We start from the raw sequence: 24,483 nt of genomic DNA on the forward strand, positions 1-24,483 counted from the left end.
GGGAGCGTCCGTGCCGGGCCAGTCAGTCGGCGCCGGGATCGGCGGCGAGGCCGGCGGCCAGGATGCCGGCCACGGCCGCCGCCTCGTCATTGTCCGAGGTATCGCCGGAAATGCCGACGGCGCCGATCAGGCGGCCCCTGGCGTCGCGGACCAGCACGCCGCCCGGCACCGGAATGAGCGCGCCGCCGATGGCGGCGGTGGCGGCGCTGATGAAGAAGGGCTGCTCCTGCGCCCGCCGGAACAGGGCACGCGAGCCGACGCCCAGCGACAGCGCGCCATTGGCCTTGCCGCGGGCGATGTTGCCGCGCTTCAGGCTGGTGCCATCCTCGGCCGCGAACGCCTTGAGGGAGCCGCGCGCATCCAGCACGCACACCGCCAGCGGGTTCATCTGCTGCGCCCGCGCATGCGCGAGGGCCGCCGCGAGGATGGTCTGCGCCGCGTCGAGGGAGAGATCGACGACGCTGGCTGCGGTGTCGGGCAAGGGCATCTCCTGGGGTTCTGGAGCCGGTGAGGCTCCATCGCTACCATTTCCCCCGGCGCGGCTCTAGCGCGTTTTCACCCCCGGCGCCGCCCGGCGCGGACGGAACATGTTCCGCGACAAGGATGTAGCCACGCTCCCCCGGCCCGTGCTTCAGCGCAGGCGGGCATCCAGCTGGCCTTGAATCTTGACCAGCGGCGCCGGCGACACGCTGAGCTCGCCCTGGAACGGGCGGTCCATGATGAACAGCAGCGCGCTCAGCAGGCCGAGCCCGGCGATGTAGAGGACCGGCAGCGGATGGCGCGCCGCCGTCCCCTGCAGGCAGGCGGCGCAGGCGAACAGCAGCACCAGCAAGGACAGCAGCACCCACCACATGATCGCCGGCAGCCCGCCATGGGCGATGCCGAGCCGGGTGGCGCGGTCGTCGTGCACGTCGTCGAGGTTCTTGTCGATGTCGTTGGAGAAGCGCACATCCGGCGGCAGCACCGCCAGCAGGGCGTCCACCTCGGCTTGCAGCCGCGCCAACGCCTGCGCGCTCTCGGGAGATTCGTCGCGGCCCTCGCGCATGGCCTGCCAGCCGTCGCTCACCACATGGCCCACATAGGCCCGAAGCGCCAGGCGGGCCGGCCGCGTGTCGGCGAGGGCCGTGGCGCCGTTCAGGGCCCGGTCGAGCTGGTAGATGTTGGCGGCCTCGCGGCTGACGTTGGTATCGGCGGCGCGGAACTGGCCGATGGCCTGCACCAGGGTGAAGCTGAGGAACACACCCGCCAGCGGCCCCAGCACCTTGAAGGTGTCGAGGGCGGCAACGGCGCGGGCCTCCTGGCCGTCCGCGGGCAGCAATCGCCCGAGGCGCTCGGCGATCACCAGCAGCCCCAGCAGCACGCCGGCGAACACGAGCGCGATGGCCACGTTGGGCCATTGTGCCACGCTGTCGGCGATGGCGATGATCATGGCGGCGCGCGAACCTCCGTGGGGCGGGAACCTCTTCGGCTCATAGCCAAGGGACCGCCGCGCGTCCACGCGACGCTTTGGAGCGGCGCAGTTTTTTTCCCGGCTCCCCGGCCCCCATGGCAGCATGAGGGCGCCCCGTCGAATCGTCCCGCGCGCGAGCCCGGCGCGCCGGGCGGACGGCCCGCGCGACGGACCCGCGCCATCCGGCCGAGGTTGCAGAGGTTGCCATGAGCACGCCCCATCCGCCTGTCCGCCACCCGCCGGCCGCGCCGCGCCGCAGCCGGGAGAGCGGGCATCGCCGCAAGTTCCTGGTGGTGGTGGACGACACGCCCGAATGCAGCCGCGCGGTCCATTACGCCAGCCGCCGCGCCGCCGACACCGGCGGCGACCTGCTGCTGCTCGGGGTGCTGGAGCTGGAGGGGGCCCACCAGCAATGGCTGGGAGTGGCCGACCTGATGCGCGCCGAGGCCCAGGACGAGATGAGCGCCCGCCTCGACAAATTCATCGCCCGCGCCCGCCAGGTGGCCGGCGTGGAGGCCCAGGCGGTGATCCGCGAGGGCACCAAGGCCGACGCGGTGATCACCCTCATCGGCGAGGATGAGGACATCGCCACCCTGGTGCTGGCGGCCGGCGTCGGCAAGGAGGGGCCCGGCCCGCTGGTGAGCGCGCTGGTGGGCTTCCACGCCGGACACTTCCCGGTGCCCATCACCCTGGTGCCCGGGGCCCTCAGCGACGCCGAGATCGACGCCCTCGCCTGACGCGCTCCGCTGCGGAGTCTCCCTGGGTGGACAAGGCCCGCCCCCGGTGGTGATCTGCGGGCCAAGAACAGGCCCGCGGCGGGCCGAAAATAAGCATCAGGCGCCGGGGCGCACGCCACCCGCCGCCGGACGGGGGACATGCTTCAGGCTTCGGTCGTCATATTCGCCGCGCTGGCCTATATCGGCCTCCTGTTCGCCATCGCGAGCTTCGGCGACCGGCTGCGCCCGACCGCCGCGCGGAGCGCCCCCCGGCCGCTGATCTATTCCCTGTCGCTGGCGGTCTACTGCACCTCCTGGACCTTCTTCGGCTCGGTGGGGCTTGCCACCACCCAGGGCTTCGACTTCCTCACCATCTACCTTGGCCCGATCGTGCTGATGACGGTAGCGGCCCCCGCCTTCCTGCGGGTGGTGCGGCTGGCCAAGGCCAACAACATCACCTCCATCGCCGACTTCATCGCTGCCCGCTATGGCAAGAACCAGGGCATCGCCGCCCTGGTCGCGGCGGTGGCCCTGGCCGGCTCAATTCCCTATATCTCACTGCAATTGAAGGCGGTTTCGGCCTCTCTTCTGGCCGTTCTGGGCTATTTCGCGGGCCAGGCGGCGCAAGGCACGCTGGCCGGCGACCTCGCTTTGTTCGTCGCCTGCGCCATGGCCGCGTTCGCGGTGCTGTTCGGCACCCGCCACACCGACGCCACCGAGCACCAGGACGGCCTGATGCTCGCCATCGCCACCGAATCCATCGTCAAGCTCGCCGCCTTCCTGGCGGTGGGCATCCTCGTCACCTTCTTCATCTTCTCCGGCCCCGCCCACCTGTGGCGGGCGGCCCGGGACGCGGCGGTGACCGGCCCCTTCACCCACGGCCTGTCGCTGGAGAACTGGATCACCATGACCATTCTCTCCGGCGGCGCCTTCATCCTGCTGCCGCGCCAGTTCCACGTGGCGGTGGTGGAGAACAAGGGCGAGGAGGAAATCCGCCGCGCCCGCTGGCTGTTCCCGCTCTATCTGGTGCTCATCAACCTGTTCGTGGTGCCGCTGGCGCTCGCCGGCATGACGCTGTTTCCCCGCGAGGTGGTGGACAGCGACATGTACGTGCTGGCGGTGCCGCTGGCGGCCGGCGCCGACGGGCTGGCGCTGCTCGCCTTCGTGGGCGGGCTGTCCGCCGCCACCGCCATGGTGATCGTGGAAAGCGTGGCGCTCGCCATCATGATCTCCAACGACCTGGTCATGCCGCTGCTGCTGCGCCGGCGCGCCGGCCGCGCCCACGACGAGCCCAAGCCCAGCGACATGGTGGGGGTGCTGCTGCTGGTGCGGCGGGTGGCCATCTTCCTCATCCTGCTGTTCGCCTATCTCTATTACCGCATCATCGGCGAGGTGCAGCTGGCGCAGATCGGCCTGCTCTCCTTCGCCGCCGTGGCCCAGGTGGGCCCCGCCTTCGCCGCCGGGCTCATGTGGCGGCGCGCCACCGCCAAGGGCGCCATCGCCGGCATCCTGGCCGGCTCGCTGTTCTGGGCCTACACCCTGATGATGCCGAGCCTGGTGGAAGCCGGGCTGGTCGCCCACTCGGTGCTCGTCGACGGCCCGTTCGGCATCGGCCTGCTCAAGCCCACGGCGCTTTTGGGCCTCACCGCCGGCCCCCTGGCCCATGGCGTCGCCTGGAGCCTCGGCGTCAACACGCTGGTGCTGGTCATCGTCTCCTTCCTCACCCGCCCGAGCCAGATCGAGGCGGTGCAGGCGGAGGTCTTCATCGCCCGGAGCCCGGACACGCCGCCGCTGCGCCCGGTATTCCTGCGCTGGCGCTCGGCGGTCACCGTGGGCGAGGTGATCGGCACCGTCGAGCGCTATCTCGGCCACGACCGCGCCCAGGCCGCCTTCTCCACCTATGCCCGCCTCAGCGGCAGCAGCCTCGACCCCCACCGCGAGGCCGACGCCGGCACCGTGCGCCATGCCGAGCACCTGCTGGCGGCGGCGGTGGGGGCGGCCTCCTCGCGCCTGGTGCTGTCGCTGCTGCTGCGCAAGCGCGCCGTCTCCACCAAGGCCGCGCTCAAGCTGCTCGACGAGGCCTCCGCCGCCATCCAGTACAATCGCGAGCTGCTGCAAAGCGCCATCGACCATGTGCATCAGGGCATCGCGGTGTTCGACCGCGAGCTGAAGCTGGTGTGCTGGAACCGCAGCTTCGGCGAGATGCTGGAACTGCCCGCCGACTGCTACACCGTGGGCGCGCCGCTGCGCGCCATCCTGGCCAACGCTCCGCGCGCCGCCGGCTGCCGCGTCAGCCTCGCCGCGCGGGTGGAGCGCTACGCCAGCCCCGCGCCCGGCTTCTCCGAGCGCCTCGACCAGAACGGGCAGGTCATTGAGACCCGGTCCGACCCCATGCCGGACGGCGGCATCGCCGTGACCTTCACCGACATCACCGCCTCGGTGGACGCCGCGCTGGCCCTGGAGCGGGCCAACGAGAGCCTGGAACGGCGCGTGCGCGAGCGCACCGAGGAGCTGGTGTGCCTCAACCGCGCCCTGGAGAAGGCGCGGGCCGAGGCGGAAGAAGCCAACATTTCCAAGACCCGCTTTCTCGCCGCCGCCAGCCATGACATCCTCCAGCCGCTCAATGCCGCGCGGCTCTACGTGACGAGCCTGGTAGAGCGGGCCCGGGCGCCCGAGGAACGGCGCCTCGCCGGCAATGTGGATGCCTCCCTGGAGGCGGTGGAGGAAATCCTCGGCGCCCTGCTCGACATGTCCCGCCTCGACAGCGGCGCCCTGCGGCCCGACATCGCGCCGCTGCGCATCGGCGAGATGCTGCGGCAGCTCGAGATGGAATTCACGCCCCTGGCGCGAGAGAAGAACCTTTCCCTCACCTTCGTGCCGAGCTCCCTCACCGTGCGCTCCGACCGGCGGCTGCTGCGGCGGCTGCTGCAGAACCTCATCTCCAACGCCATCAAGTACACCCCCCGGGGCCGGGTCCTGGTGGGCTGCCGGCGCCATCACGGCCGGCTGCGGGTGGAGGTGTGGGATACCGGCATCGGCATTCCCGCCGACCAGCAGAAGCTGGTGTTCCAGGAGTTCCAGCGGCTCGACCAGGGCGCGCGGGTGGCGCGGGGCCTCGGCCTCGGCCTGTCCATCGTCGAGCGCATCGCCCGGGTGCTGGACCACCCCATGACGCTGCGCTCGCAGCCCGGCAAGGGCTCGGTGTTCGCCCTCGACCTGCCGCTGGCGGTGCCCATTCCCGAGGCCGCCGCCGCCGCGCCGCGCCCGGCCCGGCCCGGCGCCGCCCTCGACGGGCTCACCATCCTCGTCATCGACAACGAGCCGGCCATCCTGGAGGGCATGAAGCTGCTCCTCACCGGCTGGGGCTGCGCGGTGCTCACCGCCCCGGACGCCGCCGGCGCCCTCGATGCGGTGCGCGAGGCCAAGGTCGCCCCCGACATCGCCCTCGTCGACTATCACCTGGACGGCGGGCTGGGCATCGACGCGGTGATGGGCCTGCGGTGGAAACTGGGGAAGCTGCCGGCGGTGCTGATCACCGCCGACCGCAGCCAGGCCGTGCGCGAGGCCGCGCAAGCCGCTGACATGCTGACGCTGAACAAGCCCCTGAAGCCGGCGGTGCTGCGCGCCATGCTGGCGCAATGGCGGATGTCGCGATCCACCGCTGTTTAGCAGGCGTTAACCACGCGGGCAGCCGCCGCCGTCGCATCCTCGATTAAGCCCTGCTTCATCCCCATGAACGCCCCATAAACGCCCCGTTCAGACGGCGTTATCGGCGCGTGCCATAGAAGCACGCCCTCGCGGCAGGATATTGTTACGGATGTGCAAACAGACGTGAGATTTCCTTGCCGACTTGTACAGATGAATACAATTGGAGAGCGGCTATGACGATCACGATCAACGTTCCTCTCTTTCCAATGCGGAAAGAGATCGCAGACCGCAAGCAGCGGCGCGGATTGAAGATCGGCTTTCTGCCGTTCCTGGGCGCCCGCGGCACCAAGACCGCCGAGCAGCGCTACAGCCGCGAGGGGCTGGAGTTCGACGTGTCGGGCCTCGGCAAGCCCAATCCGACCTCACGCTGACACGGGCCCTGGCGACGGCGCGCCCCCCGCGCGCCGGCCACCCCGACCCGCCCGGCACGCCGGCGGAGACGTTCGGGCGCACCGCATCTTCCCGGCCACCGCATGGCATCGCGCCCCATCATCCTTTAAGGTCCCGCGCCATCAAGAACGAAGCGCATGGTGCCGACCCGTCATGACGGACCCTAACTTCCAGCCGACCCCGTCGCCCCAAGCCGCCCAGGGCCCCGCCACGGCCGCCCCGGACACCCATTTCGGCTATCGCACCGTGCCCCTCGACGCCAAGCAGGCCCTGGTGGACGATGTGTTCCACAAGGTCGCGCGGCGCTACGACATCATGAACGACCTCATGTCCGCCGGCCTGCACCGGGTGTGGAAAGACGCCCTGGTGTCGAAGCTGCGGCCGCCGCGGGGGGATCGTCCCTTCCACCTGCTCGACCTCGCCGGCGGCACCGGCGACGTCGCCTTCCGGGTGGCGGAGGCCGGGGGCCCGGGCACCCGCGTCACCGTCGCCGACATCAACACCGAGATGCTGGCGGTGGGCCGCGAGCGCGCCGCGGCGCGCGGCCTGTCCGAGCGGGTGGAGTTCACCGAGGCCAACGCCGAGGACCTGCCCTTCCCCGACAAGTCGTTCGATGCCGTCACCATCGCCTTCGGCATCCGCAACGTGCCGCGCATTCCGCTCGCCCTCACGGAGATGCGGCGGGTGCTGAAGCCGGGCGGACGGGCGTTCGTGCTCGAATTCTCCAAGGTCGACGTGCCGGTGCTCGACAAGATCTACGAGACCTATTCGTTCAAGGTCATCCCCGAGGTGGGCAAGCGGGTGGCCGGCGATGCCGAACCCTACCAGTACCTGGTGGAATCCATCCGCCGCTTCCCCCACGCCGAGGCCTTCGCGCAGATGATGCGCGACGCCGGCTTCAAGCGCGTCGACCTGCTGCGCATGACCGGCGGCGTGGTGGCCCTGCACTGGGGCTTCCGCATCTGATGCGCCGTCTCCCTCCAGCCCCGCTGGATACGGCTGAACTTCATCCGGCTGAAAGGCGCCCGACGTGATCTTCCTTGTCGCCGATGCGGCGCGGCTGCTGCGCGCCGGCTATGTGCTGGCGCGCGAGGGCGTGCTGTCCCTGGTGTCGCCGGCGGTGGCCCCGCCGCTGGCCCGCCCGGCCCTGCGCCTTGCCCGGCTCATCGCCCGGCGCGACGCCGGCAGCCGGGCCGCCCGCTTCTCGGCGGCGCTGTCGCGGCTCGGCCCCTCCTATGTGAAGCTCGGCCAGTTCCTCGCCACCCGGCCGGACGTGGTGGGCCCCACCGTCGCCCGCGACCTGGAGGTGCTGCAGGACCGCATGCCCGCCTTCGGCCAGGCGGTGGCCGAGGACATCGTGGCCACCAGCTTCGACCGGCCGGTGCGCGAGGTGTTCGCGGCGTTCGGCCCGGCGGTGGCGGCGGCCTCCATCGCCGAGGTGCACAAGGGCGCGGTGGAGGAGGACGGCAGCCGCCGCGACGTGGCCGTGAAGGTGCTGCGGCCGGGCATCAGCCGGCGCTTTTCCTCCGACATGGCGAGCTTCCGCCGGCTCGCCGCCTTCGCCGAGGCCAATTTCGCCGAGGCCCGCCGGCTGCGGCTGGAAAGCGTGGTGGACACCATGGCCCGCTCGGTGTCCATGGAGATGGACCTGCGCCTGGAGGCCGCCGCCTATGCGGAGCTGGCGGAGAACACCCGCGAGGACCACGACATCCATGTGCCGCAGGTGGACTGGGACCGCTCCAGCCGCGAGGTGCTGACCACCGAGTGGATCGACGGCATCAAGCTCTCGGACAAAGAGGCGCTCATCGCCGCCGGGCACGATCCCAAGGAGATCGCCCGCATCGTGATGCAGTCGTTCCTGCGGCAGGCCATGCGCGACGGCTTCTTCCACGCCGACATGCACCCCGGCAACCTGTTCGTGGACGCCGGTGGCCGCCTGGTGGTGGTGGATTGCGGCATCATGGGGCGCCTGGGCCACAAGGAGCGCCGCTTCCTGGCGGAAATCCTCTACGGCTTCATCACCCGCAACTGGCGCCGCACCGCCGAGGTGCATTTCGAGGCCGGCTACGTGCCGTTCCACCATTCGGTGGACGATTTCGCCCAGGCCATCCGCGCCATCGGCGAGCCCATCCACTCCCGCCGCGCCGACCAGATCTCCATGGCCCGCCTGCTGGCGCTGCTGTTGGAGGTGACCGCGCTGTTCGACATGCAGACCCGGCCCGAGCTGCTGCTGCTGCAGAAGACCATGGTTGTGGTGGAGGGCGTCGCCCGCTCCCTCGATCCCCAGCTCGACATGTGGAAGACGGCGGCTCCGGTGGTCGAGGACTGGATCGCCCGCAACCTCGGCCCGGTGGGCCAGCTCCAGCAGGCCGGGCTGAGTCTCGGCGAGGTCGGCCACTTCGCCACCACGGTGCCGGCCCTGCTCACCCGCACCGCTCGGGTGATGCAGCAGCTCGACGCCGCCACCCGCGACGGCATCCAATTGTCCGCCGCATCGCTGGAGGGCATCGGCCGGGCCGAGGCACGCCGGGCCTTCTGGGGCAACGCCGCCCTGTGGGTGATCGCGCTGGCGCTGCTGGGCCTGTGGCTGGGATAGGCGGCATCCACGGTGACCGGCGGCGAGGCTCCTCCCGGTTAGGCTTCGGGCATCGCGCCGGCCCCGCCGTCCCGCGGCATGCCCGCTGACGGCGGCGCCGATCCGTCCACATGCGTCGCCCTGGCGCGGCTAAGCGTCCCCGCCGCTTCATTTCAACCCTGGATATGCCATGAAGGGGAAGCCGGCCGCGCGCATCCGGGTGGTCATGCCGGGGGACACCCCGGCCCGTCACGCCCCAGCATCGTTCGGGGCGGGAACCCTCGGGCGCTGTCAGCACCGGATCACCAACCGGAGCTCCGGGCCCCGGCATCCCCCAACGGCCATGCGCCACCCGCGCCCCGCCCCGCCGAAGGCCTCCGAGTTCGACGCCCGGGCCTTTGGTGACGCCCAAGGGGCGCTGCAGCGAAATCCGCGCGGCACCGGTGACGACCGGGGTTGCCGGTATGATACGAACGGACTTGAATTTGTTTCAGGGGCTTTGACTCAAAGCCCACGCGGCGCTTGGGCAGATCCCATCGGGCGCCGGTCGAAAAGCCGGGTGATGGCTGAAGTCCGGCTCCCCAGGCCTCGGCCGGCGATCGGAACGCCTCGGGCAGCACCGGCCGACGCATATCCGGCACGCCAAGGCGAAGCCAGCGCGCCAGACATGCGCCAAGGCGCGGTCAAGTCGTCAGTCCGCACGCGAGAGCGCGACGCACCCTTGCCCGATGCGCCGCAGCGGACGCCACTCCCGATCCTGGCGCAGGAGCGCCTCTCCATGCGCAGCGCCAGCCGCGCATGGAGACACCCCGGGGCCGGCGGGATCAGCCCGCGCGACGCTGCTGGCCGAGGCCCATCTGCTTGGCCAGCTCCGAGCGGGCCGCCGCGTAGTTCGGCGCCACCATCGGGTAATCCGGCGGCAGGCCCCACTTTTCCCGATATTGCTCGGGGGTCATGTTGTATTGGGTACGCAGGTGGCGCTTGAGCGACTTGAACTTCTTCCCGTCCTCAAGGCAGATGATGAAATCGGGAGCCACCGACTTTTTCACCGGAACCGCCGGACGCAGCTGCTCCACCACCGGCTCGCTCTCACCGGTGGCAATACGCTGCAAGGTGGCATGCACTTCGCTGATCAGCACCGGCAGATCCGCAGCAGCCACGGAATTGTTGCTGACATAGGCCGAAACGATGTCCGCCGCCAGGGCGATGAAGGAATTCGATTCCGTTTCTTCAGTCATGGGACTTTCTTTATGTCTGCGACGATAACCCGACCCGGGCTGCAGAATACAGGGCGCACACCCACGGCGACCGGCTTTGCCCATCCGGCATGGACGGTCGGCGACGCTTCGGCGCGTCCTGCGCTCCCAAGGTCTTAAGTTCGCACCGGGGCAAATGCAAGTAGAAACTCAGAAACGGTTATGTACTTCCAAGTTCGACTTGCAGCCTTGCTCGGCGCATCGCTGCTCAAGCGCGGCCGTCGCCCCAGCCGGTGCGCCGCGCGGACCGGGATGCCTTGTCAGCACGCCCGGCAATGCCTACCTCTGTGGCAAACACAGCGGGGTTCTTATGCCCAACACCCTTCCCGACCACCCGCCGGAGCTTCCGGATACCAGCGAGGCCGCGAACGCCGCGTCGGAGCCGAAGGTGATCAAGAGCGAGAGCGAATGGCGCTCGTGCCTGACGCCGGAACAATTCCGCATCGCCCGCGAGCACGGCACCGAGCGCGCCTTCACCGGCCCCTATTGGGATGAGAAGCGCTCCGGGCTCTACCGCTGCGTCGCCTGCGGGGCGCCGCTGTTCCGCTCCGAGACGAAGTATGAATCCGGCACCGGCTGGCCCAGCTTCTTCTCGCCCGTATCGGCGGATGCCGTGGTGACACACGAGGATACCTCCTACGGCATGCGCCGCATTGAGGTGCGCTGCGCCCGCTGCGAGAGCCACCTGGGCCATGTGTTTCCCGACGGGCCGGCCCCCACCGGCCTGCGCTTCTGCCTGAACGGCACCGCGCTGAAGCTGGAGCCCGACGCGGGAGACGCCCATGACGGCGCCTGAGCCTCCGCGCGCCGAGCGGCGTCCGTCCTCGCGCGTTGTCCACGGGGTCACGCTCACCGACGATTATGCCTGGCTGCGGGCCGAGAACTGGCGGGACGTGATGCGCGACCCGAGCGCCCTCGATCCCGGGATCCGGACCTATCTGGAAGCGGAGAACGCCTACGCGGACGCCTATTTCGCGCCGCTGGCGGAGCTGCGCCGCGCCCTGGTGGCGGAGATGCGCGGCCGCATCAAGGAGGACGACGCCACCGTCCCCGCCCCGGACGGCGCCTATGCCTATTACAGCCGGCACCGGGAAGGGGGCCAGCAGGCCCTGGCCTGCCGCAAGGCGTGGCCGGACGGCGCCGAGGAAATCATCCTCGACGGCGACAAGGAGGCGGCAGGCAAGGCCTATTTCCATCTCGGCCCCTGGCGCCACAGCCATGACCACCGCCGCCTGGCCTTCGCCGCCGACGAGCAGGGGTCCGAACTCTACGTCATCCGCATCCGCGACCTCGCCACCGGCGCCGACCTGCCGGACGTGATCGTCGAGAGCACCGGCGACCTGTTGTGGACCGCCGACGGCACCGCGCTCTACTACATCCGCCGCGACGCCGAGCACCGTCCCTCCAAGGTCTACCGCCATGTGCTGGGGACCGATCCGGCCGCCGACGCGCTGGTCTATGAGGAGCCGGACAAGGGCTTTTTCGTCTCGCTGAGCGAAACCCAGTCGCGCGCCTTCGGCCTCGTCTCCTGCGGCGACCACCAGACCTCCGAGGTCCATCTTCTGGATCTGCGCAATCCCGCCGCAAGGCCGCGCCTGGTGGCCGCGCGGACCGCCGGCGTGCGCTACGAGGTGGAGCACCACCCCGCGCTCGACGGCACCGACACGCTGGTCCTGCTGACCAATGCCGGCGATGCCGAGGACTTCAAGATCGTCACCGCCCCCACGGCGGCGCCGGATCGGGCCAACTGGCGCGATCTGGTGCCCCACGCGCCGGGCCGCATGATCTTGAGCCACACCGTGTTCGCCGGCCACATGGCGCGGCTGGAGCGGGAAGGCGGGCTGCCGCGCATCATCGTCCGCGACCTCGCCAGCGGCGCCGAGCATCCGGTGGCGTTCGACGAGGAGGCCTACGCCCTCGGGCTGCACCCCGGATACACCTTCGACACCACCGAGGTGCGCTTCACCTACGCCTCCATGACCACCCCCTCGCAGGTGTGGTCCTACGACATGGCGAGCCGCGCCCGCGCCCTGCTGAAGCGGCAGGAGGTGCCCTCCGGCCACGATCCGGCCGATTATGTCACCCGCCGCATCCTCGCCCCCGCGCCCGATGGCGAGAGCGTGCCGGTGTCCTTGCTCTACCGGAAGGGCACGCCACTGGACGGCTCGGCGCCGCTGCTGCTCTATGGCTATGGCGCCTACGGCATCACCATACCTGCCAGCTTCTCCACCGCCCGCCTCTCCCTGGTGGACCGGGGCTTCGTCTACGCCATCGCCCATGTGCGCGGCGGCACCGACAAGGGCTGGCGCTGGTATGCCCAGGGCAAGCTCGCCCACAAGACCAACACCTTCACCGATTTCATCGCCGTGGCCGAGCATCTGGCGCGGGAGCGTTTCACCCGGCCCGACCGCATCGTCGCCCATGGCGGCTCGGCCGGCGGCATGCTCATGGGCGCCATCGCCAACCTGCGGCCGGGCCTGTTCGCCGGCATCGTGGCGGAAGTGCCGTTCGTGGACGTGCTGGCCACCATGCTGGACGACACCCTGCCCCTCACCCCACCAGAATGGCCCGAGTGGGGCAATCCCATCGCCGACCCGGAGGCCTTCACCCGCCTCCTCGGCTATTCGCCGGTGGACAATGTGCGCCCGGCGTCCTACCCGGCCATCTTCGCCCTCGCCGGCCTCACCGATCCGCGCGTGACCTATTGGGAGCCCGCCAAATGGGTGGCGCGGCTGCGGGCCGCCGCCACCTCGCGCGCGCCCATCCTGCTGCGCACCAACATGGACGCCGGCCATGGCGGTGCCTCCGGGCGGTTCGACCGCCTGGACGAGGTGGCCCTGGTCTTCGCCTTCGCATTGCAGACGGTGGGGGCGCTCGCCCCGGCGCCGGTGGCGGAGCCGGCCTGACGCACATCGCGCCGGCGCCGGCCGTCAGCCGGCCCGGCGCGCGTGGTCCATATAGAACGGCCGCAGCCGCTCGGGACAGAGACCGGCCGCGGTCTCGGCGAGGCGTCCGGCGGATGCCTGATCGCCGGCGGCGACGGCCGCCAGCAGCGCCGCATGGGTGGTGGAGAGGGCCGCGAACGCCGCCGAGCCCGCAAAGGCGGCGTCGCCCGCCAGCAGGAACAGGCGGCTCGGCAGCGACTTGCCCTTCAGCGTCAGCGCGCCGGCTTCCAGAAAGGCGAGGTCCGGCGCCGCCGCGCGCGTGGCCTGCGACACCAGGATGTCGGCCGCGAACGATTTGGTGGCGCCCTCGATGCGTGAGGCGAGGTTCACATCGTCGCCAAGGCAGGAATATTCCAGACGCTGGGTCGAGCCCAGGTTGCCCACGCAACATGGCCCGGTGGCCAGCCCGACCCCGCACCGCACCGGCTGGAACGCCCGCCCCGCGGCCTCCGCCGCGCGCCGCCAGTCGGCGTTGAGCGCCTCCAGCCGCCGGACCATGGCCAGCGCGCACGCCGCGGCGTTGCGGGCGTGCGCCGGATCGTCCAGGGGCGCGTTCCAGAACGCCATGATGGCGTCGCCGATATATTTGTCGATGGTACCGCCGTGGGCGAGCACCACCTCGGTCATGGGCGTGAGGTAACCGTTCATGAAGCGCGTGAGCGCCTGGGCGTCCATGGTCTCCGAGAGCGTCGTGAAATCGCGCAGGTCACAGAACAGAATGGTGAGGTCCCGGGTTTGCCCGCCCAGTTCCAGCCGGTCCGGCGCCGCGGCCAGGCGCTCCACCACCGCCGGCGCCACGAAGCGGCCGAACACGGAGCGCACCCAGCGCTTCTGCCGCTGCTCCTGCCGATAGAGGGCGAGCACCCCGACGCCATAGACCGCGAGCACGCCCCCCGCCGGCCCCAGCGGGTCCAGCAGCACCGCGCCGTCGCGGAAGGCGAACCAGGAGCCGGCGAACAGCAGCCCGAACACCGCCGCCCCGCACAGGCCAGCGCTCCAGGCCGGCACCCGGGGCAGCCCCGCCGCCATGGCCAGCCCCAGCAGCGCCGCCAGCGCCAGCTCGGCGCCGCGCGCCCAGTCGGGCCGCACCAGCCGCGCGCCGGACAGCAGGTGCTCGATGAGCTGGGCCTGGATCTCCACCCCCGGCACCGCGGCGTCGAGGGGCGTGGCGCGGGTGTCCTTCAGCCCGGCAGCGCTGGTGCCGATGAGGATGATGCGGCCGGACACCTCCGCCGCCGGCACCTGCCCATCGAGCACCGCCGCGGCCGACAGGAAGCGCCGCGGATCGCTGGGCCCGAACCGCACCCGCACCGCGCCGGTGGCATCGGTGGGCACCGCGAGCGCACCGATGCGGACCGAGACCAGGCCCGGCGCCGCGCCGAACGCCGCCTCGCCCGAGGCGCCGGTGGCCCGCAGCAGGTAGCCGGGCGCACCCTGCGCCACCCGCAGCGCCTCGGCGGCAAGGCCCGGCACCAAGGTTCCCTCGCGCTCGAGCACCAGCGGCACCCGGCGCACCACCTGGTCGCGGTCGGGTAGCCAGTTGAGCGCGCCGATGCCGGCCGCCGCCGCCGCCAGCTCCGGCAGCGGCCCCACCGCCCCGGAAAAGCGCGGCACCGCCTGGAGCGGGTCCGCCCCGGCCACCGCCATGCCCCACTTCACCGGATAGGCGCCGCCCCCCTGGGTCAGCACGGCGCCGAGGACCGCGGGCCCGATGGACAGGGCCCGCGCCAGGCCGGCGTCATTGCTCTCCAGTCCGGCCAGCGCCTCGAGCAGGAGGGCCCGGGCGGGCTCCGGCAGCCGCGCCGTCACCGCCGCCGCGTCGAGCCGGTCCGGCTCCGCCAGCAGCATGTCGAAGGCGACCGCCGCCGCCCCGTTCGAGGCCAGGCGCTCCACCAGCCGGGCCAGGGTGGAGCGCGGCCACGGCCACTGGCCCACCGCCGCCAGCGCGGCATCGTCGATATCGACGATGCGCACCGGGATGTCGGGGTGGAACGGGCGCGGGTCGGCGCGCTGATAGGCGTCGAACAGGTCGTTGCGCGCCTCGGCGAGCCCGGGCGGGTCCAGGGCCAGCGCCAGCAGCGCGAGCGCGAGCGCGCCGCAGGTGGCGAGCCAGTACAGGCGCGGGGCGCGCATGGGCCGGCCTCCTTGGCGGTGGAGCGCGCCGCCTAGAGGATGATGCTGGCGCGGGAGAAGCTGGAAATGTCGGTCAGGGCGATCTGGAGATCGACCCGCCGGTCGCCGTTGACGTCACCCTGGAGGGTTCCGTTGATGAACCGCAGCTCGCCGGCGGCGCCGGAAAAGCCCGCCGATCCGATGAAGACGAACGCGTCGTTGGCGGAGCCGCTGACCGTGTCGGCATCGATGGCCGAGAGGTCGATGCGGTCGCCGGCGCTGGCCGAATACCCCATCACCCGATCATAGGCGGTGCGGGTGGAATCGGCGATGCTTTCATAGACGAAGGTGTCGCCACCCGCCCCGCCGCTGAGCACATCCGCCCCGCGCCCGCCCACCAGGACGTCGTTGCCGCCGCCCCCGTACAGGGTGTCGTTGCCGGCGCCGCCGTACAGGCGATCCTTGCCGGTGCTGCCGGTGAGGATGTTGGCGAGGCTGTTGCCGGTGCCGGTGAAGGACGACGCGCCGGTGTGGACCAGCCGTTCCACATTGCTGCCCAGGGTATAGCGCGACAGGCCGGTGCGCACCGTGTCGATGCCGGCGCCCGCCGACTCACGCACCGTGTCGGCAAGGGAATCCACCACATAGGTGTCGTTGCCGGCGCCGCCATACATGGCATCGGCACCAGCGCCCCCGTTCAGCGTGTCATTGCCGAGGCCGCCGCGCAGCTCGTCGGCACCCGCATTGCCGGTGAGAATGTTGTTTGCGGCATTGCCGATGAGGGTGTCGTCGCCGCTGCCGCCGATCCCGCGCTCGATGACGGTATCGAGATAGATGCCGATATTGCCGACGAGGCCGCCGATGTCGGAATAGGTGCCGCCCCTGAGGTCGATATACTGGTCGTCGGCATAGCCGGAGGCATCCAGGGTGTCGATGCCGCCGTCGTCAACGATGGTGAAGCTCGGGGCTTCGTAGAAATTATCGAAATCGTAGAGCAGGCCGGTGAGGCCGGAGGTGTTGGCATTGAAGCCGTAGGTGGTGCTGCCGGTGCGGGTGCCGGCGCTGCCATAGACGCTCTGCACCGCCAGGATGTCGGCCATCATGGGGGTTGCGACCGTGCGCCAGCTGCCCTGCCCCGCCTCCTCCTGGTCGAAATAAGACATGACCGTCATCTGCCAGGAATCGTTGGCATAGGCGGCATCGGCGGGATAGCTGGCGGACCCGTCGTAGGGCCCCGCATGCGACAGGCCCAGCGCGTGGCCGATCTCATGGATGAAGGTCTGAAAGGCGTAGCTGTCAACGTCGCTGGAACCGTCGTCCCAGTCCGCCTCCACATTGATGTCGGCGGAGGTGATGGTGGTACCGGAATAGGAATAGCTGCAATAGGCGCCGGAATCGGTGTCGTCGAAGGAGATGAGGGCGGCGCCGCTGGTTTCCGTGAAGGTCAGGCCACACGCATCGCTCCAGGTCGCCAGCGCCAGCCGGGCCAGGTCGGCGCGGTCGGCGCTCAGGCCCTTGAGGTTGACGGTGACCGGCTGGTCACCGGCGTCGATCATCAGGAACTCGCTGCCGTCCGGGCCGTACTGGATGTAGTCGGCGATCTCCTGCACCGAATAGGTCGGCAGCGCGGCCCGCGCCACGCCGCTCCCGGTCGCCTCGAATGCCCCTGCATCGGTGATCGACATCGCCCTCTCCCAGCTCCCGACGATTTTGAAGCAGCTCCGCCCAAGTCGCAGCCTAAGTCGCAGTCTAAGTGCCGGCCCAAGCCCCAGCCCAAGTCCTACCACATTCGCGCCGGCGCGCCATGGATGGCCGGGCGTCTGCACGCCGGCGGCAGCGGGCGCCGCGCCATCAGCGGCCACGGTCCAGCGCGGCCAGGGAGAACCGGATCGGACCGCCCGTGACGCCACGCCACACAGCCGCGGCAACGCCGTCAGCCGAGCCGCCGCGCGACAAGCGCCGGAGGGCCCCTGCCCGCCCTCGCCCATGCCGTTCCATTGACGGCCCATGATTTCCCATGTTAACCCATCAATACCCAAGAACATGTTGGACGGCCGCCTGGCCGTCGCAGGGCGCGTCCTCTGTCGAGGTGCCCGCGGAATGGAAGGCACTCCCGGGCCATGGACCGCTTCGTGTCCACATACACGATGCGTCTCGACGCCAAGGGCCGGGTGTCCATCCCCGCGCCTTACCGGGCGGTGCTGCTGAAGGATGGCGCGGAAGGCCTGTACTGCCACCCGAGCCTTGCCGAGCCCGCCTTGGATGCGGGCGGGAACCGGCTGATCGGCGAGATCGACGCGCTGATCGACCGTTATCCGCCCTATTCCGAGGAACGGGAGGAGCTGGCCGCCGCCCTGTACGGCACCAGCGAGACCCTGCGCATTGACCCGGAAGGCCGGGTGGTGCTGAGCGACACGCTCAAGGCCCATGCCGGCATCGCCGACCAGGTCGCGTTCGTGGGGCTCGGACACAAGTTTCGAATCTGGGAACCGGAGCGGCTGAAGACGCATCTCGCGGAGGCCACCCACAGGGTGCGCGAGTTGCGCAAGGCCATCGGCTCCCGCACCGGGAACCCTGGGAGCAGCGCGGAATGACGACGGGCCACGGGGTCGGCCCCGCCGACGCCGTTGGCGGACTGGCCCGTCATCTTCCCGTGATGCTGCGAGAGGTTCTCGCGCATCTCGCGCCGAAGGATGCCGGCACTTACGTGGACGGCACCTTCGGCGCGGGCGGCTACACCCGCGCCATCCTGGCCGCGGCCGACTGCCGGGTGCTGGCCATCGACCGCGACCCCACCGCCATCGCCGGCGGGCAGGCCCTCATCGCCGCGTCCGGCGGGCGGCTGCGGCTGGTCCAGGGCCGCTTCTCGGCGCTCGACGACCTCGCCACCGCAGCCGGCCTCGCCCCCCTCGACGGGGTGGTGCTCGACATCGGCGTGTCCTCCATGCAGCTCGACCAGGCCGAGCGCGGCTTCTCGTTCCGCCGCGACGGGCCGCTCGACATGCGCATGGGCGACACCGGCCCCTCCGCCGCCGACCTGGTGGCGGAGCTGGACGAGGTCAGCCTCGCCCACGTCATCTGGTCGCTGGGCGAGGAGCGGCACTCGCGGGCCATCGCCCGCGCCATCGTCAAGGCGCGCGCGGAGACGCCCATCACCCGCACCGGGCAGCTCGCCGAGATCGTCGGCCGGGTGGTGTGGGCGAAGCCGGGGGAGATGCATCCGGCGACGCGCACCTTCCAGGCCCTGCGCATCGCCGTGAACGAGGAGCTGAACGAGCTCGCCAGGGCCCTGGCCGCCGCCGAGCGGGTGCTGAAGCCGGGCGGGCGGCTGGTGGTCGTCACCTTCCACTCGCTGGAAGACAGGATCGTTAAGACTTTTCTGGCAAACAGGGTAAAGGCACCGTCCGCGTCGCGCCATCTGCCGCATGCGGAGGGGCCGGAGCCCGCCTTCCGCCTGGTGGCGAAGGGCGCCGTGGAGCCCGGTCCCGACGAAGTGGCAGAGAACCCGCGCGCCAGGTCCGCGAAGCTTCGCGCGGCCGAACGCACGCTCGCTCCGGCGCATCCGGGCGGTGACCTGATGGGGCTGCTACCCGCCCCCTCACCGCAACGGCATGGGCGGAGACGTTGAGAGAATGCTTCGTGTCGCCAACATCGTGATGGTCGGCGCGCTCCTGCTGACCGCCGCGGTGGTGTACCAGCTCAAATACGCCTCCACCGCGGAGGCCGAGCGGCTGGCCACCCTGCGCGCGTCGATCCGCAAGGAACGCGATGCGATTGCCGTGATGCGCGCCGAATGGGCGCGGCGCACCTCGCCCTTCTATATCCAGGGGCTGGTGGAGCGGCATCTCGACCTGAAGCGGCTCGACGTGGAATCGATCTCGTCCCTCGACGACCTGCCCTCCAAGGCGGCCAATGCCGGCGACGGCATCGGCGGCATCATCGAGGCGCTGGAGGATGCCCCGCTGGTGACCTCCTCCACCGGCAGGGCGTCGAGCCCGACCCCCAATGGCGGCGCCCCCGCCGCCACCGGCAATGCCGGCGCCGCCAGCATTCCCGCCACCTCGGCGATCCGGCCCAAGCCGGCGCCGAAGCCGCCGGCGACGCCCGTGGCCGCGGTGGCGGCGCCGGCCACCACCGGCTCCATCACGCCGCGCCCGGTGCCGCCGCGCCCGGCCGCCGCCGCGCCGCCGCCGTCCGCAGCCGCGGAAACCGAGGCCGACGGGTCACCCGTGGCCACCTTCTTCAAAGGCTTCCTGAGCGGGCGTTGACGAGGCTGCGATGACCAAGACCCCTTCCGACACCCCGTCCGACGCCGGCCCCGCCGCCTCCGATCTGCCCCCGGTGGAGGCGCGCGCGCCGATGCCGCCGGAACCGAAGGCCTCCATCGCGGATGCGCTCAACGGCGCGCTGATCCTGTCCGGCCGCGCCCTGGGGCATGGCGCGCAGCGATCGGGCGCCGCCCTCGGCGCCGCCGGCATGGGCATCGCCGGCGCCTTCGGGCGCGCGGTGGCCCGCCTCGGCGCCGCCGCCTATCGCGGCGGGCGGCGCGCCATGCGCGGCCTGTTCGGCCTCGACCGCGGCAGCCCGGAGGCCGTCGCCCGCAGCCGCATCAAGCTGGTGATGGGCGCATTCTGCCTGGTGTTCCTGGCCATCGCCACCCAGCTCACCCACCTCGCCCTCACCTCCGATCCCGGCGCCTCGCGCGGGCGGGGCGCGGACGCAGTCGCCTCGGCGCGACCGGACATCGTCGACCGCAACGGCGACATCATCGCCATCGACGTCAAGTCGCCGTCGCTGTTCGCCGAGCCCAAGCGCCTCATCGATCCCGACGAGGCGCTGGAAGGCCTGCTCAAGATCCTGCCCGACCTCGACGTGGAGGAGACCCGCAAGCGCCTCAATTCCGGCAAGGGCTTCGCCTGGCTGAAGCGCGAGATCACGCCGGCCCAGCAGCGCGCCATCCATCGCCTCGGCCTGCCGGGCATCGGCTTCCTGAAGGAGAACCGCCGCATCTATCCGGACGGGCCGATCCTGTCGCACGTCATCGGCGGCGTGAACGTGGACAACCAGGGCATTTCCGGCCTTGAGAAGTGGATCGACGGACGCGGCCTGGCCGACCTGCACCTGGCCGGCTTCGCCACCGACCGCCAGCAGGCGCCGGTGGAGCTGTCCATCGACATGCGGGTGCAGCACGCGGTGCGCGACGAGCTGATCCGCGCCAAGGAGAAGTTCTCGGCCCTGCACGCCATGGCGGTGGTGACGGACGTGAACACCGGCGAGATCATCTCGCTGGTGTCGCTGCCGGACTTCGACCCCAACGTGCCCGGCAACCCCAAGGACGACGCCTATCTCAACCGCCTCACCACCGGCGTGTACGAGATGGGGTCCACCTTCAAGGCCATGTCGTTCGCCATGGCCCTCGATTCGGGCAAGATCGGCCTCAACTCCACCTTCGACGCCCGCGGCGCGCTGCATTTCGGCCGCTTCAAGATCTCCGACTACCACGCTGAGAACCGCATCCTCACGGTGCCGGAAATCTTCCTGGTGTCGTCCAACATCGGCACCGCCAAGATGGTGCTGGCGCTGGGCGTGGAGGCGCACAAGGTGTTCCTGAAGAAGATGGGCCAGCTCGACCGGCTGCGCACCGAGCTGCCGGAAAGCTCCGAACCCATCGTGCCCAAGCGCTGGGGCGAGCTGAACTCGGCCACCATCGCCTTCGGCCACGGCCTTTCCGTTGCGCCGCTGCAGGCGGTGATGGCGGTGAACTCCATGGTGAACGGCGGCTACCTCATCCCCCCCACCTTCCTCAAGCGCGACCAGGACGAAGCGCAGAAGGTGGCGGCGCGGGTGCTGAAGACCGAGACTTCCGACAAGATGCGCTACATCATGCGCCTCAACGCCGAGAAGGGCACCGCCAAGAAGGCCGACGTGGCCGGCTACATGGTGGGCGGCAAGACCGGCACCGCCGAGAAGGTGGTGAACGGGCGCTACGCCAAGAACAAGCTGCTCACCTCCTTCACCGCCGTCTTCCCCATGGACAAGCCGCGCTACCTGATCCTGGTGATGCTGGACGAGCCCAAGGCCACGTCCGAAACCTATGGCTTTGCCACCTCCGGCTGGAACGCGGCCCCCACCGCCGGCAAGATCGTGGAGCGCATCGCCCCCATGCTGAACGTGGCGCCGCGCCAGAACCTGCCCACCGCCGACCAGATGCTGCGCAACGCCTCGCCGAAGGTGGCGGAGCGGCAGTGACCGGCCGGGACGGACGCCCCGCCGGCCCCGCCATCCGCGCCGACCTCCCCTGCAACCGGCGGGCGTGACAACCCACCGGCCCGATGCCAAAGAACACCGGTTGCCGCATCGGGACGCGAGACGCCGATGGCTCGACCGCCGGGAGCCGGCGGCGCCAATACCGAACACAGGAGGCTCCGACGACCGTCCAGACCCTCGGATCGCTCCTCGGCGGTCACGCCCGCATCCTGTCCGCCCATGGCGCCGACCAGCGCATCACGGGGGTGACGGCGGACAGCCGCAAGGCGAAGCCGGGCTTCCTGTTCGTGGCGGTGCCCGGCACCCACGAGGACGGCGGCCGCTACATCCTCGACGCCATCCGCCGGGGCGCCATCGCCATCGTGATGGAGCCCACGGCCGGCCTCATCGAGACGCCCCGGGGCGTCACCTTCGCCTTCTCCCTCGACGTGCGCCGCTCGCTGGCGCTGGCGGCGGCGCGCTTTTATCCGCGCCAGCCGGCGGTGATCGCCGCCGTCACCGGCACCGCCGGCAAGACCTCGGTGGCCTATTTCCTGCGCCAGATCTGGGCCCATCTCGGCCATCAGGCCGCCTATCTGGGCACCATCGGCCTCATCACGCCGGACGGCGCCACCTATGGCAGCCTCACCACTCCCGATCCGGTGGAACTGCACGCGACCCTTGACCGGCTGGCAGGCGCCGGCATTACCCACATGGCGCTGGAGGCCTCCTCCCACGGGCTGGACCAGCGGCGGCTCGATGGCGTGCGGCTGGCCGCCGGCGCCTTCACCAACCTCGGCCGCGACCATCTGGACTACCATCCCACGGTGGAGGCCTATTTCAAGGCCAAGCTGCGCCTGTTCACGGAGCTGCTGCCGCCGGACGCGACGGCGGTCGGCGTGCTGGACGCGCCCTATGCCGCCACCGCCCTCGCCTGGGCCGAGACGCGCGGCCTGAAGACCGTGAGTTTCGGCGACGACTTCTCGTGCGCCACCATCGAGGTGCTGGACGTGACGCCGGCCGGCGCCGGCCAGCTGATCCGCTTCGGCGGCGGGCTGGAAATCGCGCTGCCCCTCGCCGGCCGGTTCCAGGCCGACAATGCCCTGGTGGCGGCCGGCCTCGCCATCGCCTGCGGCGCCGGGCGCGCGGAGGCGCTCGGCGCGCTGGCGCACCTGAAGGGCGTGCCGGGCCGCCTGGAACGCATCGGCGACGACCCGGTCCGGCCGGTGTTCGTGGACTATGCCCACAAGCCGGAGGCCCTGGCCGCGGTGCTCGACACCCTGCGCGGAGCGGTCACCGGTCGGCTCATGGTGGTGTTCGGCTGCGGCGGCGACCGCGATCGGGGCAAACGCCCCATCATGGGCGCAATCGCATCGCAGAAGGCCGACCTCGTCATCATCACCGACGACAACCCCCGCAGCGAGGCGCCGGCCGACATCCGCGCCGAGATCCTGGCCGCCGCGCCCGGAGCGCGCGAAATCGGCGACCGGCGCGCAGCCATCCGCGCCGCCGTGGCGCTGATGGAACCGGGTGACGCCCTGGTGGTGGCGGGCAAGGGCCATGAAACCGGCCAGATTATCGGCGACCGCACGGATCCGTTCTCGGACGCGGCGGAAGTCCTCGCCGCACTCGCGGAGGTTCGAGCATGACCATCGGCGCCCGCCGCCTCTATCGTCCCGACGAGATCGCCGCCGCCATGTCCGCCACCGCGCGCGGCCCGGTGGGCGAGGTCTCCGGCATCTCCATCGACAGCCGCACCCTGGCGCCGGGCGACGCCTTCTTCGCCATCACCGGCGAGAACACCGACGGCCATGATTACGTGGACCGGGCGCTAAAGGCCGGGGCCGCCGTGGCGGTGGTGGCGCGCGCGCGGGCCGACCGCTTCCCGCCCGACGCCCCGCTGCTGCTGGTGGACGACGTGCTCGCCGGGCTGACCGACCTCGCCCGCGCCGCCCGCGCCCGCACGGCGGCGGGCATCGTCGCGGTCACCGGCTCGGTGGGCAAGACCACCACCAAGGAGGCGTTGCGCCTGGCGCTCGGCGCGGATGGGGAGACCCACGCCTCGGCCGCCTCCTACAACAATCACTGGGGCGTGCCGCTGTCGCTGGCGCGGCTGCCGCAGACCGCCCGCTACGGCGTGTTCGAGATCGGCATGAACCACCCCGGCGAGATCACGCCGCTGGTGCGGCTGGTGCGGCCCCAGGTGGCCGTCATCACCACCGTGGAGCCGGTGCACATCGCCCAGTTCTCCGGCATCGAGGAGATCGCCGACGCCAAGGCGGAGATTTTCGACGGGCTGGAGCCGGGCGGCACCGCCGTGCTGAACCTCGACAACCCGCTGTTCCCCCGCCTCAAGGCGGCCGCCACGGCCAAGGGCGTCGCCCGCATCGTCACCTTCGGCGCGGCCGAGGGCGCCGATGTGCGGCTCGAAACGGTGTCGCTGCAGCCGGCCTGCTCGGTGATGGTGGCCAACGTGATGGGCACCCGCGTCACCCTCAAGGTGCCCATGCCCGGCCGCCATATCGTGCAGAACGCGCTTGCGGTGCTGGCGGCGACCCGGCTGCTGGGGGCCGACCTGGCGCTGGCGGCCATCGGCCTTGGCCACCTCAAGCCGCCGCCCGGGCGCGGCGTGCCGATCACGCTGGCGCTGAAAGGCGGCCCCGCCACCCTCATCGACGAGAGCTACAACGCCAATCCCGCCTCCATGCGCGCCGCCCTCGACGTGCTGAGCCGCACCCCGGTGGGGTCGCGCGGCCGGCGCATCGCCGTGCTGGGCGACATGCTGGAGCTGGGCGAGGGCGCCGCCGCCATGCATGCCGGCCTGGCCAGCGCGGTGAAGGACGGCCGCATCGATCAGGTGTTCTGCTGCGGCCCGCTCATGCATGCGCTCTGGCAGGAGCTGCCGCCGGACCGGCGCGGCGGCTATGCCCACCATGCCACCCACCTGGAGCCCATGGTGGCGGCGGCGCTGCGCGCCGGCGACACGCTCATGGTGAAAGGCTCCAACGGCAGCCGCATGGGGCCCCTGGTGAAGAGCCTCTCCGACCGCTTCCGCACGAGCGAGGACGCGCTCCTCGAAGGATGA

The 24,483-nt window shown here is 71.1% G+C and carries 18 protein-coding genes; 13 read left to right on the forward strand and 5 right to left on the reverse strand.

The window, feature by feature from the left end; translation table 11 throughout:
* Positions 1 to 22 precede the first annotated feature (22 nt).
* Positions 23 to 481, reverse strand: coding sequence for a heme-binding protein (locus V5F53_RS15560; protein WP_509212446.1), 459 nt, complete (start codon positions 479 to 481; stop codon positions 23 to 25).
* A 150-nt stretch (positions 482 to 631) separates the two neighbouring features.
* Positions 632 to 1,429, reverse strand: coding sequence for a bestrophin-like domain (locus tag V5F53_RS15565; protein ID WP_393994953.1), 798 nt, complete (start codon positions 1,427 to 1,429; stop codon positions 632 to 634).
* 227 nt (positions 1,430 to 1,656) lie between these two features.
* On the opposite strand from V5F53_RS15565, the gene V5F53_RS15570 reads away from it, so the two are divergent.
* The 5 genes from V5F53_RS15570 (at position 1,657) to ubiB (ending at position 8,860) form a co-directional block, all read left to right on the forward strand.
* On the forward strand, positions 1,657 to 2,187 hold the full coding sequence (locus tag V5F53_RS15570; protein WP_393994952.1) for a universal stress protein: 531 nt from the start codon (positions 1,657 to 1,659) through the stop codon (positions 2,185 to 2,187).
* A 138-nt stretch (positions 2,188 to 2,325) separates the two neighbouring features.
* A complete protein-coding gene (locus V5F53_RS15575; RefSeq protein WP_393994951.1) occupies positions 2,326 to 5,835 on the forward strand; it encodes a PAS domain-containing hybrid sensor histidine kinase/response regulator in 3,510 nt (1,169 codons plus the stop codon).
* 212 nt (positions 5,836 to 6,047) lie between these two features.
* A complete protein-coding gene (locus V5F53_RS15580; protein WP_393994950.1) occupies positions 6,048 to 6,245 on the forward strand; it encodes a hypothetical protein in 198 nt (65 codons plus the stop codon).
* Between the two features lie 172 nt (positions 6,246 to 6,417).
* Positions 6,418 to 7,230, forward strand: coding sequence for a bifunctional demethylmenaquinone methyltransferase/2-methoxy-6-polyprenyl-1,4-benzoquinol methylase UbiE (gene ubiE / locus V5F53_RS15585; RefSeq protein WP_393994949.1), 813 nt, complete (start codon positions 6,418 to 6,420; stop codon positions 7,228 to 7,230).
* Positions 7,231 to 7,294: 64 nt separating this feature from the next.
* Entirely contained in the window at positions 7,295 to 8,860 is a 1,566-nt protein-coding gene (gene ubiB / locus V5F53_RS15590; RefSeq protein WP_393994948.1) for a 2-polyprenylphenol 6-hydroxylase, read from the forward strand.
* Between the two features lie 803 nt (positions 8,861 to 9,663).
* Here the strand turns inward: ubiB and V5F53_RS15595 are convergent.
* Positions 9,664 to 10,077 (reverse strand): Ros/MucR family transcriptional regulator, encoded by a 414-nt coding sequence (locus V5F53_RS15595; protein ID WP_393994947.1) that lies wholly within the window; start codon positions 10,075 to 10,077, stop codon positions 9,664 to 9,666.
* A gap of 328 nt (positions 10,078 to 10,405) precedes the next feature.
* Between V5F53_RS15595 and msrB the strand changes: the two genes are divergently transcribed.
* Positions 10,406 to 10,891, forward strand: coding sequence for a peptide-methionine (R)-S-oxide reductase MsrB (gene msrB / locus V5F53_RS15600; RefSeq protein ID WP_393994946.1), 486 nt, complete (start codon positions 10,406 to 10,408; stop codon positions 10,889 to 10,891).
* Positions 10,878 to 13,001, forward strand: a complete 2,124-nt coding sequence (locus V5F53_RS15605) for a S9 family peptidase (protein ID WP_393994945.1) — start codon at positions 10,878 to 10,880, stop codon at positions 12,999 to 13,001. The genes msrB and V5F53_RS15605 overlap by 14 nt, the downstream gene beginning before the upstream one ends.
* A gap of 24 nt (positions 13,002 to 13,025) precedes the next feature.
* Here V5F53_RS15605 and V5F53_RS15610 read toward each other — a convergent pair whose 3' ends face one another.
* Both V5F53_RS15610 and V5F53_RS15615 read right to left on the reverse strand, forming a co-directional pair.
* Positions 13,026 to 15,173 carry a CHASE2 domain-containing protein gene (locus V5F53_RS15610; protein WP_393994944.1) on the reverse strand — a complete coding sequence of 716 codons (2,148 nt, stop codon included), beginning with the start codon at positions 15,171 to 15,173 and terminating at the stop codon, positions 13,026 to 13,028.
* A gap of 32 nt (positions 15,174 to 15,205) precedes the next feature.
* Complete coding sequence (locus tag V5F53_RS15615; RefSeq protein WP_393994943.1) at positions 15,206 to 16,837, reverse strand: M10 family metallopeptidase; 1,632 nt, start codon at positions 16,835 to 16,837, stop codon at positions 15,206 to 15,208.
* A gap of 435 nt (positions 16,838 to 17,272) precedes the next feature.
* Between V5F53_RS15615 and V5F53_RS15620 the strand changes: the two genes are divergently transcribed.
* From V5F53_RS15620 to V5F53_RS15645, 6 genes are all read left to right on the forward strand, one after another.
* Positions 17,273 to 17,746 carry a division/cell wall cluster transcriptional repressor MraZ gene (locus V5F53_RS15620; protein ID WP_393994942.1) on the forward strand — a complete coding sequence of 158 codons (474 nt, stop codon included), beginning with the start codon at positions 17,273 to 17,275 and terminating at the stop codon, positions 17,744 to 17,746.
* Positions 17,743 to 18,780, forward strand: coding sequence for a 16S rRNA (cytosine(1402)-N(4))-methyltransferase RsmH (gene rsmH, locus V5F53_RS15625; protein ID WP_393994941.1), 1,038 nt, complete (start codon positions 17,743 to 17,745; stop codon positions 18,778 to 18,780). The genes V5F53_RS15620 and rsmH overlap by 4 nt, the downstream gene beginning before the upstream one ends.
* Positions 18,781 to 18,784: 4 nt before the next feature.
* Positions 18,785 to 19,420 (forward strand): cell division protein FtsL, encoded by a 636-nt coding sequence (gene ftsL / locus V5F53_RS15630; RefSeq protein WP_393994940.1) that lies wholly within the window; start codon positions 18,785 to 18,787, stop codon positions 19,418 to 19,420.
* Between the two features lie 283 nt (positions 19,421 to 19,703).
* Positions 19,704 to 21,401, forward strand: coding sequence for a peptidoglycan D,D-transpeptidase FtsI family protein (locus V5F53_RS15635; RefSeq protein ID WP_393995404.1), 1,698 nt, complete (start codon positions 19,704 to 19,706; stop codon positions 21,399 to 21,401).
* Between the two features lie 83 nt (positions 21,402 to 21,484).
* Positions 21,485 to 23,047 carry a UDP-N-acetylmuramoyl-L-alanyl-D-glutamate--2,6-diaminopimelate ligase gene (locus V5F53_RS15640; RefSeq protein WP_393994939.1) on the forward strand — a complete coding sequence of 521 codons (1,563 nt, stop codon included), beginning with the start codon at positions 21,485 to 21,487 and terminating at the stop codon, positions 23,045 to 23,047.
* Entirely contained in the window at positions 23,044 to 24,483 is a 1,440-nt protein-coding gene (locus V5F53_RS15645) for a UDP-N-acetylmuramoylalanyl-D-glutamyl-2,6-diaminopimelate--D-alanyl-D-alanine ligase (RefSeq protein ID WP_393994938.1), read from the forward strand. Before V5F53_RS15640 ends, V5F53_RS15645 begins: the two co-directional genes overlap by 4 nt.

Origin of the sequence: Xanthobacter cornucopiae, assembly GCF_043195065.2 — a bacterium.
In the GTDB taxonomy this organism is placed as follows: Bacteria; Pseudomonadota; Alphaproteobacteria; order Rhizobiales; family Xanthobacteraceae; genus Xanthobacter.

What these genes read in the sequence shown, in the direction of transcription:
- V5F53_RS15610 (WP_393994944.1), bottom strand. Translation starts at nt 15,173, where the DNA reads ATGCGCGCCCCGCGCCTGTACTGGCTCGCCACCTGCGGCGCGCTCGCG.
- V5F53_RS15565 (WP_393994953.1), bottom strand. Translation starts at nt 1,429, where the DNA reads ATGATCATCGCCATCGCCGACAGCGTGGCACAATGGCCCAACGTGGCC.
- ubiE (WP_393994949.1), top strand. Translation starts at nt 6,418, where the DNA reads ATGACGGACCCTAACTTCCAGCCGACCCCGTCGCCCCAAGCCGCCCAG.
- msrB (WP_393994946.1), top strand. Translation starts at nt 10,406, where the DNA reads ATGCCCAACACCCTTCCCGACCACCCGCCGGAGCTTCCGGATACCAGC.
- V5F53_RS15615 (WP_393994943.1), bottom strand. Translation starts at nt 16,837, where the DNA reads ATGTCGATCACCGATGCAGGGGCATTCGAGGCGACCGGGAGCGGCGTG.
- V5F53_RS15635 (WP_393995404.1), top strand. Translation starts at nt 19,704, where the DNA reads ATGCGCGGCCTGTTCGGCCTCGACCGCGGCAGCCCGGAGGCCGTCGCC.
- V5F53_RS15640 (WP_393994939.1), top strand. Translation starts at nt 21,485, where the DNA reads ATGCCAAAGAACACCGGTTGCCGCATCGGGACGCGAGACGCCGATGGC.
- V5F53_RS15595 (WP_393994947.1), bottom strand. Translation starts at nt 10,077, where the DNA reads ATGACTGAAGAAACGGAATCGAATTCCTTCATCGCCCTGGCGGCGGAC.
- V5F53_RS15575 (WP_393994951.1), top strand. Translation starts at nt 2,326, where the DNA reads ATGCTTCAGGCTTCGGTCGTCATATTCGCCGCGCTGGCCTATATCGGC.
- V5F53_RS15570 (WP_393994952.1), top strand. Translation starts at nt 1,657, where the DNA reads ATGAGCACGCCCCATCCGCCTGTCCGCCACCCGCCGGCCGCGCCGCGC.
- V5F53_RS15580 (WP_393994950.1), top strand. Translation starts at nt 6,048, where the DNA reads ATGACGATCACGATCAACGTTCCTCTCTTTCCAATGCGGAAAGAGATC.
- V5F53_RS15620 (WP_393994942.1), top strand. Translation starts at nt 17,273, where the DNA reads ATGGACCGCTTCGTGTCCACATACACGATGCGTCTCGACGCCAAGGGC.
- ftsL (WP_393994940.1), top strand. Translation starts at nt 18,785, where the DNA reads ATGCTTCGTGTCGCCAACATCGTGATGGTCGGCGCGCTCCTGCTGACC.
- rsmH (WP_393994941.1), top strand. Translation starts at nt 17,743, where the DNA reads ATGACGACGGGCCACGGGGTCGGCCCCGCCGACGCCGTTGGCGGACTG.
- V5F53_RS15605 (WP_393994945.1), top strand. Translation starts at nt 10,878, where the DNA reads ATGACGGCGCCTGAGCCTCCGCGCGCCGAGCGGCGTCCGTCCTCGCGC.
- V5F53_RS15645 (WP_393994938.1), top strand. Translation starts at nt 23,044, where the DNA reads ATGACCATCGGCGCCCGCCGCCTCTATCGTCCCGACGAGATCGCCGCC.